Annotated in this window: 8 protein-coding genes and 2 pseudogenes; 4 read left to right on the forward strand and 6 right to left on the reverse strand. The window is 51.7% G+C overall.

Features of this window, described 5'->3' with window-relative positions; translation table 11 throughout:
- Positions 1–93 precede the first annotated feature (93 nt).
- The 3 genes and pseudogenes from ACMZI0_RS20030 (at position 94) to rpoS (ending at position 3,028) form a co-directional block, all read left to right on the forward strand.
- Complete coding sequence (locus ACMZI0_RS20030) at positions 94–717, forward strand: protein-L-isoaspartate(D-aspartate) O-methyltransferase (protein ID WP_415674255.1); 624 nt, start codon at positions 94–96, stop codon at positions 715–717.
- Positions 718–918: 201 nt separating this feature from the next.
- A complete protein-coding gene (nlpD, locus tag ACMZI0_RS20035) occupies positions 919–1,983 on the forward strand; it encodes a murein hydrolase activator NlpD (RefSeq protein ID WP_415674256.1) in 1,065 nt (354 codons plus the stop codon).
- A 53-nt stretch (positions 1,984–2,036) separates the two neighbouring features.
- Positions 2,037–3,028: pseudogene (rpoS, locus tag ACMZI0_RS20040) on the forward strand (RNA polymerase sigma factor RpoS).
- A gap of 125 nt (positions 3,029–3,153) precedes the next feature.
- Here the strand turns inward: rpoS and proS are convergent.
- From proS to metN, 6 genes are all read right to left on the reverse strand, one after another.
- Positions 3,154–4,872: a proline--tRNA ligase gene (gene proS, locus ACMZI0_RS20045; RefSeq protein ID WP_415674257.1), complete on the reverse strand. Its 1,719-nt coding sequence runs from the start codon at positions 4,870–4,872 to the stop codon at positions 3,154–3,156.
- Positions 4,873–5,055: 183 nt separating this feature from the next.
- Complete coding sequence (gene tsaA, locus ACMZI0_RS20050; protein WP_415674258.1) at positions 5,056–5,724, reverse strand: tRNA (N6-threonylcarbamoyladenosine(37)-N6)-methyltransferase TrmO; 669 nt, start codon at positions 5,722–5,724, stop codon at positions 5,056–5,058.
- 10 nt (positions 5,725–5,734) lie between these two features.
- Entirely contained in the window at positions 5,735–6,142 is a 408-nt protein-coding gene (rcsF, locus tag ACMZI0_RS20055) for an Rcs stress response system protein RcsF (protein WP_415674259.1), read from the reverse strand.
- Between the two features lie 122 nt (positions 6,143–6,264).
- Positions 6,265–7,077 (reverse strand): MetQ/NlpA family lipoprotein, encoded by an 813-nt coding sequence (locus ACMZI0_RS20060; RefSeq protein ID WP_415674260.1) that lies wholly within the window; start codon positions 7,075–7,077, stop codon positions 6,265–6,267.
- 70 nt (positions 7,078–7,147) lie between these two features.
- A complete protein-coding gene (locus ACMZI0_RS20065) occupies positions 7,148–7,801 on the reverse strand; it encodes a methionine ABC transporter permease MetI (protein WP_415674261.1) in 654 nt (217 codons plus the stop codon).
- Positions 7,794–8,828 carry a methionine ABC transporter ATP-binding protein MetN gene (gene metN, locus ACMZI0_RS20070; protein ID WP_415674262.1) on the reverse strand — a complete coding sequence of 345 codons (1,035 nt, stop codon included), beginning with the start codon at positions 8,826–8,828 and terminating at the stop codon, positions 7,794–7,796. The genes ACMZI0_RS20065 and metN overlap by 8 nt, the downstream gene beginning before the upstream one ends.
- Positions 8,829–9,009: 181 nt before the next feature.
- On the opposite strand from metN, the pseudogene gmhB reads away from it, so the two are divergent.
- Positions 9,010–9,579, forward strand: a pseudogene (gene gmhB / locus ACMZI0_RS20075) (D-glycero-beta-D-manno-heptose 1,7-bisphosphate 7-phosphatase).
- The last annotated feature ends 202 nt before the right edge of the window (positions 9,580–9,781 follow it).

Below are 9,781 nucleotides of genomic sequence, written 5' to 3' on the forward strand. Positions count from 1 at the left end.
CGATAAAGTAAGGATACGAACTCAAGGCGGTGCATTATCGTTATTGAGTAAGGGCATGAAGACGTTAATCACGACTGAGGCTGGCGGAATAGGGTGAACAAGCGCATGCAAACGATGCTGACACTGTTGCGTCAGCAGGGCATTCAGGATGAGCGATTGCTTAAGGCGATCGAGGATGTGCCGCGCGAACGTTTTGTCGACGAAGCCTTTGAACATAAGGCTTATGAAAATACTGCGCTACCGATAGGTTCCGGTCAAACCATCTCTCAGCCTTACATGGTTGCCCGCATGACGGAACTGCTGCAATTGACCCCTGCCTCTCGCGTGCTTGAGATTGGTACCGGTTCCGGTTACCAAACGGCGATTTTGGCGCATTTGGTAAAGCAGGTTTTTTCCGTTGAGCGTATTAAAGGGTTGCAATGGCAGGCTAAACGGCGATTAAAGCAGTTGGATTTGCACAATGTTGCCACTCGGCATGGCGATGGCTGGCAGGGCTGGCCATCACGCGGCCCGTTCGATGCCATCATTGTGACGGCGGCTGCACCTGAAATTCCGAATGCGCTGATGGAGCAATTGGATGAAGGCGGCATTATGGTGCTCCCTGTGGGAGAACAATCGCAGACGTTGCAACGTATACAACGTCACGGTGGAGAATTTGTAGTTAACACTATCGAAACGGTCAAATTTGTTCCACTGGTCAAAGGTGAACTAGCCTGATACCTTTGCAAACACGTTTTACAGGTATCAGTCATTTACGATTTATTTTAATAGAACTTATTTCAATACAACCCTGTCATAGTGAGAACACGTTGATATTGCTAGCATTGGATAGGTGCCAATACTGTGATGACAGGGCGATCCTTGAGCGATCTCATCAATGTATTGATTGAGTATTACGGTTATAGGGGAGCAAGGCGCATGGGAAGCCAAACGAGAACACTGCGTCAGATGGCGGCGTGCACGGCAATTATTTTGGGGTTGGCGGGGTGTTCCAATAATGACAGTAAACCCGCTACGATCAGCAGCGTAGGCGGTCAAGGCAATATCAGTAGCCGCGGTAGCATGCTATCGTCTCCGCCCTCTAACATTTCCTCTTCCGGCGATGCGCCGATTACCACGCGCGATGGCCGTATCGTTTACAACCGCAGTTATAACGCGATTCCTAAAGGTAGCTACGGTGGCACTAACTATACGGTAAAACGCGGTGACACACTGTTCTATATTGCCTGGATAACCGGCAGCGATTATCGCGAGCTGGCGCAGCGTAATAATATCCCTGAACCTTACAGCCTGAATGTCGGGCAGGTGCTTCAGGTGAGCGATGGGGCCTCAGCGCCAGTGAGCGGCGGTGCAACCGGAGGCGGACGCATGCTGGCGGGAGGGACGAGCAGCAGTGGCGGTATGCTGGCGCCTTCAGATGCTACGTGGGGGGGCGTGCTTCAGCCGCCGTCAATGACGCAAATTCAAACAACGCAGGTTGATTCTCAGTCAACTAATGCGTATTCTGGAAATTCGGGTAAACAGAATGTAGGTAAGATGTTGCCTTCCACCGGAGCTGCCGTAACGGCTCCAGTGACCACCCCCGCGGCTGTTGAAAGCAGTGCTCCTGCTGTCGACAGTTGGCGTTGGCCTACTGAGGGGAAAGTCATAGATAGTTTCTCCGCATCGGAGGGGGGAAACAAAGGGATTGATATCGCTGGCACTCGTGGGCAACCGATCATGGCGACGGCTTCAGGGCGCGTCGTTTACTCGGGCAACGCATTACGCGGTTACGGTAATCTGATCATAATCAAACACGATGATGATTACCTGAGCGCCTATGCTCATAATGACACTATGCTGGTCCGGGAACAACAAGAGGTCAAGGCGGGTCAACAGATCGCTACCATGGGTAGCACCGGAACCAGTTCAGTACGCTTGCATTTTGAAATTCGTTACAAGGGGAAATCCGTAAACCCGCTGCGTTACCTTCCGCAGCGATAAATCGGGCAGAGTATTTCGGTATTCTGCCAAGGGATCACGGGTAGGAGCCACTTATGAGCCAAAGCACGCTGAAAGTTAACGAGTTACATGATGATGCCGAGTTCGATGAAAATGGACTTGATGTTTTTGACGAAAAGGCGCTAGCGGAGGAAGAGGCGGGGGATAATGAGGCATCCGATGATGAGTTGTTATCCCAAAGTGCAGCCCAGCGTGTGCTGGATGCAACCCAACTCTATTTGGGAGAGAGCGGTTACTCCCCGCTTCTGACCGCAGAAGAAGAAGTGTTTTTTGCTCGGAGAGCGCTGCGCGGTGACGTTTTGTCGCAACGCCGCATGATTGAAAGTAACCTGCGGTTGGTGGTTAAAATCGCTCGTCGCTACAACAATCGCGGTTTGGCGCTATTGGATCTCATCGAAGAAGGTAATCTTGGGTTGATCCGGGCGGTTGAGAAGTTTGATCTTGAAAGGGGCTTCCGCTTTTCAACCTATGCCACATGGTGGATTCGCCAGACGATTGAACGGGCTATCATGAACCAAACCCGTACCATTCGTTTGCCTATTCACATCGTAAAAGAACTGAACGTTTATCTGTGTACCGCGCGTGAACTTTCGCACAAGCTGGATCATGAACCCAGTGCGGAAGAGATTGCCGAGCAGCTCGACAAACCCGTTGATGACGTAAATCGCATGTTGCGCTTGAACGAGCGCATTACATCGGTTGATACGCCATTGGGCGGAGACTCTGATAAAGCGCTGCTGGATATTCTGGCGGATGAAAAAAACAACGGACCAGAAGACACCACACAAGACAACGATATGAAACAGAATATCGTTAAATGGTTGTTCGAACTGAATGCTAAACAGCGTGAAGTGCTGGCTCGTCGTTTTGGGCTGCTGGGTATGAAGCGGCAATGCTTGAAGACGTTGGTCGTGAAATTGGCTTAACCCGTGAACGTGTGCGCCAAATACAGGTAGAAGGGCTGCGCCGTCTGCGTGAAATTTTGCAGGTACAGGGGTTGGATATTGAAGAGCTGTTCCGTGAATAACGGGAGGCAGATTCCATCGCCGTATTTGCTCTTTTGGCCCAGTTATCCGTTAAATAAAAAGTATCAGTCAAATAAAAAAGGTGGGGCTTGCTTGCCCCACCTTTTTTATGCCTTGCTTCCACTCATTAGCGAACGGTATTCGCCAGCAGAAAATCAACGATCTCTCCGACCTTGATCATCTTTTTCTCGCCGTCGCGACGATATTTATACTCGATCTCATCGTTATCCAGATTGCGATCGCCAATGACGATAGTATGCGGTACGCCGATCAATTCCATATCTGCAAACATTACACCCGGGCGCTCTTTACGATCGTCGAGCAGCACGTCAATGCCTTTGGCGCGCAGCTGCTGATAAATGTCTTCAGCTAGTTCCTTCACGCGGAAAGATTTGTGCATATTCATCGGCAGAATCGCCACCTGGAAGGGGGCGATAGCGTCATGCCAGATAATTCCGCGATCGTCATGGTTTTGTTCAATGGCCGCAGCGACCACGCGAGTTACCCCGATGCCGTAGCAGCCCATGGTCAGGATCTGATTACGACCATCTTCGCCTTGTACGCTGGCTTGCAGCGACTGCGAGTATTTGTTACCCAACTGGAAGATGTGGCCCACTTCAATGCCGCGCTTGATTAACAGCGTACCTTTTCCGTCTGGGCTGGCATCGCCTTCGACCACGTTGCGGATATCGGCCACTTGCGGCAGTGCAACATCGCGCTCCCAGTTAATACCGAAGAAGTGTTTGTCGTCCTGATTTGCCCCTGCGCCAAAATCGCTCATCGCAGCAACGGTACGATCGACAACCACCGGTATCGGCATATTGACCGGGCCCAATGAACCCGGACCTGCACCGACAATATCGCGAATCTCAGCTTCTGTGGCGAACGTCAGCGGGCTGGCAACCAGCTCAAGTTTCTCCGCCTTCACTTCATTCAGTTCGTGATCGCCACGTACCAGCAGGGCAATCAGTTTGTGACCGCTCTCTTCCGTGGCCTCCACCAGCAGCGTTTTTACCGTTTTCTCGATGGGCAGGTTAAATTGCTCGACCAGTTCAGCGATGGTTTTTGCGTTAGGTGTGTCGACCAGACGCATCTCTTCTTTCGCTTCGGCACGGCCCAGTGTGGGAGCAACCGCTTCGGCAAATTCGATATTGGCGGTATACTCGGAATCAGTGGAGAACACGATATCGTCTTCACCGCTCTGTGCTAGCACCTGAAACTCGTGTGATGCGCTACCACCGATGGATCCGGTGTCTGCTTGAACCGCACGGAAATTCAACTCCATGCGGCTAAACGCACGACTGTAGGCGTCGTACATCGCATCATAGGTCACCTGCAACGATTCCTGCGAGGTGTGGAACGAGTAGGCATCTTTCATGATGAACTCGCGAGAACGTATCACGCCGAAACGAGGACGCACCTCATCGCGGAATTTGGTCTGGATCTGGAACAGATTCAGCGGCAACTGCTTATAAGAGCTGAGTTCGTTACGAATCAGATCGGTAATCACTTCTTCATGCGTCGGACCTAGCACAAACGGACGTTCGCCACGATCGACAAAGCGCAACAGTTCCGGGCCATACTGTTCCCAGCGACCGCTCTCCTGCCACAAATCGGCGGGTTGTACCACGGGCATGGAAATTTCGATAGCACCGGCGTTGTTCATCTCTTCACGCACGATGTTTTCGACCTTCTTCAGAACTCGGTAGCCGGTCGGCAACCAGGTGTATAACCCGGAGGCCAGCTTGCGAATCATCCCAGCGCGCAGCATCAACTGATGGCTGATGACTTCCGCGTCGGCAGGCGTCTCCTTCAGGGTGGAGAGCAGATATTGGCTAGTACGCATGGTGTTTTAGTTCCGTCAGAACGCAAAGTAATGGGCACCGATGTGCCCCAAAACGAGATGTAAAGGGCAACGCATGCCCTAAAACACGATAAAGTAGCCTAGTGTAACAGCGACTTTCCTTCGTCAAAAGAGAGCTGCATGAATTTTACCGCGCGCTGACTGCCGTACGTGTTCAATTTCAGCTTAGCGTGGCGCTGGATCAAGACTGAGCACCTCGGTCTGCATGTCCGTCACGCGCCAGCGCACGTTGAACACCAGCAGCAGCGCAGCGTAATCGCGCGAGACTTCCCCTTTACGATACGCAGGGCGCGGGTAAGTGGATTGATGTTGCGCCAGCTGCTGTTCTGCCAGCGCAGAAAAATGCACTGGCATCGTGGTGTTGGGTGCCAGTTGCGCGGAGCCGCCAATGGCGTCAGGCACGCTTTCCGCAAAGGGCAAATAGGGTTTGATATCGACGACTGGCGTACCGTCGACCAGATCGAGGCTGCCTAATTGTAGAATCACTCTGTCGCCTGCGGTTCTTACGCCTTTGAGCTTGACCAGCGACATGCCGATGGGATTCGGACGAAACGTGGAGCGTGTGGCAAAAACCCCCATACGCGCGTTCCCGTCCAAACGTGGCGGGCGTACCGTTGGACGCCCGCCCTGTTCCATGGTGTGGTGAAAAACAAACAGTATCCAGATATGGCTGAAATCTTCCAGTCCACGCACTGCTTCTGGCTGATGATACGGCGGAAGAAGGTGCAGTTCTCCGTCGCCACCTTCAATCAGGCCGGGTTGCCGCGGCACGGCGAATTTTTCTTTATAAGGCGAACGGATAACGCCAATCTGATCGAAGTGATAGGTGGTCATTGCACCGGCTTTATTGAGAAGAGATCTTCAGTGCAGTGCCTTCACAAATGGCCTGCCGATAGCAGCCCGCAACGCCGCTGACAACCTGACAGTTATGCACCAGGACCGCATTGGCTCGCATTGCCGTTGCACGAGTCTGCATACGGCGGCGCGCATTGGCAACGGTGGCTGGCGCATCTTGAACGCTGGCCTGGCACACAGAGCCGGAAACCTCACCCATATCACGGAACGGTTTTCCCACCAATTCTTCCGCATTGTTATAAAGCACGGCGGTCGCCGGACGCGGAGCCGGTTTCGGTTTGGCCGGGGCTTCTACCGCTGGTTCGATCACCGGTTGCGGTGCTGGTGCCGTTTTGGGTTGCAGCAGGGAACATCCTGTTAGTGACAGCGCTAAAAACACGAGCGGTATAGAACGCATAGCATTTCCTCTCTACTTTTCTTCTTTTGAAGTGCGCTTATTGAAGCAAGCTACAACATAAATAACAAGACGGGCACCGAGGCCCGTCCTGAAAAAAATTGTCACTCGCGTATCGGGTGATATTACCAGCCTTTCACCGCACCGCCGTTGAAAATCTTGTTGTTAGCAGCTTCATAAACTTCGTCTGACTGATAAGCCTGAACGAATTTCTTCACGTTGGCGGCGTCTTTGTTATCTTCACGCGCAACGATCAGGTTGACGTACGGGGAGTCTTTCTCTTCTACGAACAGACCGTCTTTGGTCGGAGTCAGGTTAATCTGGCTGGCATAAGTGGTGTTGATGATAGCCAGTGTGATTTGATCGTCATCCAGAGAGCGCGGTAACTGCGGTGCTTCCAGCTCTACCAGTTTCAGGTTTTTCGGGTTTTCAATCACGTCCAGTACGGTCGGCAGCAGGCCAACGTTATCTTTCAGTTTGATCAGTCCCTGTTTTTGCAGCAGCAGCAAGGAACGACCCAGGTTGGTCGGATCGTTAGGCAGCGCGATTTGTGCACCGTTTTGCAGCTCATCTAACGATTTGATTTTTTTGGAGTAGCCAGCGATCGGATACACGAAGCTGTTGCCTACGGCAACCAGTTTGTAACCACGGTCTTTAATCTGCTGATCCAGATACGGTTTGTGCTGGAAGGCGTTCAGGTCGATATCCCCTTTGCTCAGCGCTTCGTTTGGCAGCACATAATCGTTAAAGGTGACCAGCTCAACGGTCAGGCCATATTTATCTTTAGCCACTTTCTGGGCAACTTCGGCAACTTGTTGTTCAGCACCGACAATGACGCCGACTTTGATGTAGTTCGGGTCTTTTTCTTCTTGTCCGCAGCCCGCCAGCGCACCTAATAACGCACCCAGTGCGGCGACGGTTTTAAATTTGATTGTCATTTCCTTAACCTCTGCATATTTAACGTTTTGCGGCATGCCGTGAGCGGCATAATCCGACATGTAATAAAACTTATTTATGAGTCACTGCCCGTACCGTGCGATCGCCTACGAATTGGATCAGGTAGACCAGAATAACCAGTAATATTAGTACCGTATTCATGACTGTCGCGTTATAACCAATGTATCCATACTGATAATCAATTTGACCTAACCCGCCGGCACCGACAGCGCCCCCCATTGCAGAATAGCCTACCAGGGTGATAAGTGTGATGGTGGCAGCATTGATAAGACCAGGAAGCGCTTCTGGCAGCAGAATCTTGCGAATTATTTGTAACGGTGTGGCACCCATGGCACGTGCGGCTTCGATCAAACCGCTGGAAATTTCCAGCAGGGCGTTTTCCACCATGCGCGCGATAAACGGCGCGGCACCCACGGTCAATGGCACAATTGCGGCCTTTAGCCCGATCGAGGTGCCGACGATGGCGCGGGTAAACGGAATCATCCACACCAGCAAAATAATGAACGGAATCGAACGGAAAATATTCACCAGCGCTGACAGTGTGCGATATAGTGGTGGGTTAGCAACAATTTGACCCGGGCGCGTAATATAGAGCATCACGCCGATCGGCAGTCCCAGTACAAAGCCAAAAAAGCCGGAGACAAATGTCATCACGACGGTTTCCCGGACGCCGCGCGCCATCAACCACATCATTGCTTCAGACATAGCCCAACACCTCCACTTTCACATGGTGTTCCTGCAAAAACGCGATGGCGGCCATCGTGTCCTGTTCTTCGCCGTGCATCTCGGCCAACATGATGCCGAATTTAACGCCACCGGCGTAATCCATCTGCGCACTGATAATATTGTTATTGACGTTAAAGCGGCGCGCGATAGTAGAAAGTAACGGCGCGTCAACGGATTGCCCGGTAAACTCCAGGCGCAGCAGCGGCGTATTCTGGTCGCTGTGCGGTGTGGCGATCAGACGAGTTTGGCAATCCTCAGGAATATCCAGATGCAGCGTAGACTGAATGAACGTTTGTGCCAGAGGGGTCTTGGGGTGAGAGAACACTTCGCTTACTGTGTCCTGCTCAATCAATTGACCGCCGCTGATGACTGCCACCTGATCGCAAATGCGCTTCACCACATCCATTTCGTGAGTGATCAACAGAATGGTTAACCCCAAACGGCGGTTAATATCTTTGAGTAATTCTAAAATCGAACGTGTAGTGGCCGGATCGAGCGCGCTGGTTGCTTCATCGCACAGCAGCACCTTCGGGTTACTGGCGAGCGCACGCGCGATGGCGACACGCTGCTTTTGCCCACCAGATAGGTTTGCCGGGTAAGCATCATGTTTGTCCGACAACCCGACCAGATCGAGCAATTCGTTGACGCGGCGGGTAATTTCTTCTTTCGACGTGTTATCCAGCTCAAGCGGCAAAGCCACATTGCCAAACACGGTACGCGAAGCCAATAGATTAAAGTGCTGGAAGATCATGCCAATCTGGCGGCGCGCTTTGGTCAATTGTGACTCAGAGAGCGCCATCAAATCCTGCCCATTCACTAAGACTTCGCCTTGTGTCGGACGTTCCAGCAGATTTACGCAGCGGATCAGCGTGCTTTTACCCGCGCCGGATGCGCCGATAACGCCATAGATTTGCCCAGCTGGGACATACAGACTGACATTGTCCAGTGCTGTGATAGTCCGGCCTTTCTGCTGGAAAATTTTTGTAATGTTAGAAAGTTTAATCATCTTTATTTATCGTAAGTGCCTATCGCTGGATAGATCAACTTTTGCCGTGTGCAGAATATTGTACGGATGTTAGGGCGTCTAGACGTCTAAGTCAATTGACTTTGTCGCTGTGACCCATTCTCGCAAATCACAAAAACATGCGATACTAGCGCGCAAATAACACCATTAGGAGCACACAGCAGTGGCACAGCCAATTCCAGCCGTTTTTCTCGATCGCGACGGCACGATTAATGTCGATCATGGTTGTGTTCATGAGATCGATCAGTTTGAGTTTATTGATGGCGTTATCGACGCTATGAGCGAACTAAAAAAGAGAGGGTTTGCTCTGGTTCTGGTGACTAACTCAGTCCGGTATTGCGCGCGGCATGTTCAGTGAAGATGATTTCATGCACCTGACCGAGTGGATGGATTGGTCGCTGGCCGATCGCGGCGTGGATTTGGACGGCATCTACTTCTGTCCGCACCATGCCTGAACTTGGTCAGGGCGAATACCGTCAAGAGTGTGACTGCCGTAAACCAAAGCCTGGTATGTTCATTTCCGCGCAGAACTATCTCAATATCGATATGGCCGCTTCTTAATATGGTAGGTGATAAAGTAGAGGATATGCAGGCCGCGATTGCAGCGGGTGTGGGAACCAAAGTGTTGGTACGTACTGGCAAGCCAGTTACGGAACAAGGTGAAGCACTGGCTGATTACGTCATTGACAGTCTGGCGGATTTGCCGCGTCTTCTTGACCAGAAACAAGGGTAATGCGCGAAATCTGCGCAAACGGAAAAAAAGATCCAAAAAAGGGGTTGTGTAAATTATTAGGATCCCTATACTGCGCCTCCACTGACACGGCAACAGCGATTCGCGGTTGCGAGGTCAGTTAGAAAGTTGAACGAAAGATGTTGACTTTCTAGCGGAAAAGCGTAGATTACGCAGCCCGCGCTACGGTAGATGTGGCAACGCT

Source organism: Symbiopectobacterium sp. (assembly GCF_047692315.1).
Lineage (GTDB): Bacteria > Pseudomonadota > Gammaproteobacteria > Enterobacterales > Enterobacteriaceae > Symbiopectobacterium.

Coding starts and splice junctions, on each gene's coding strand:
- ACMZI0_RS20060 (WP_415674260.1), bottom strand. CDS start 7,077: ATGACAATCAAATTTAAAACCGTCGCCGCACTGGGTGCGTTATTAGGT.
- tsaA (WP_415674258.1), bottom strand. CDS start 5,724: ATGACCACCTATCACTTCGATCAGATTGGCGTTATCCGTTCGCCTTAT.
- rcsF (WP_415674259.1), bottom strand. CDS start 6,142: ATGCGTTCTATACCGCTCGTGTTTTTAGCGCTGTCACTAACAGGATGT.
- nlpD (WP_415674256.1), top strand. CDS start 919: ATGGGAAGCCAAACGAGAACACTGCGTCAGATGGCGGCGTGCACGGCA.
- proS (WP_415674257.1), bottom strand. CDS start 4,872: ATGCGTACTAGCCAATATCTGCTCTCCACCCTGAAGGAGACGCCTGCC.
- ACMZI0_RS20065 (WP_415674261.1), bottom strand. CDS start 7,801: ATGTCTGAAGCAATGATGTGGTTGATGGCGCGCGGCGTCCGGGAAACC.
- metN (WP_415674262.1), bottom strand. CDS start 8,828: ATGATTAAACTTTCTAACATTACAAAAATTTTCCAGCAGAAAGGCCGG.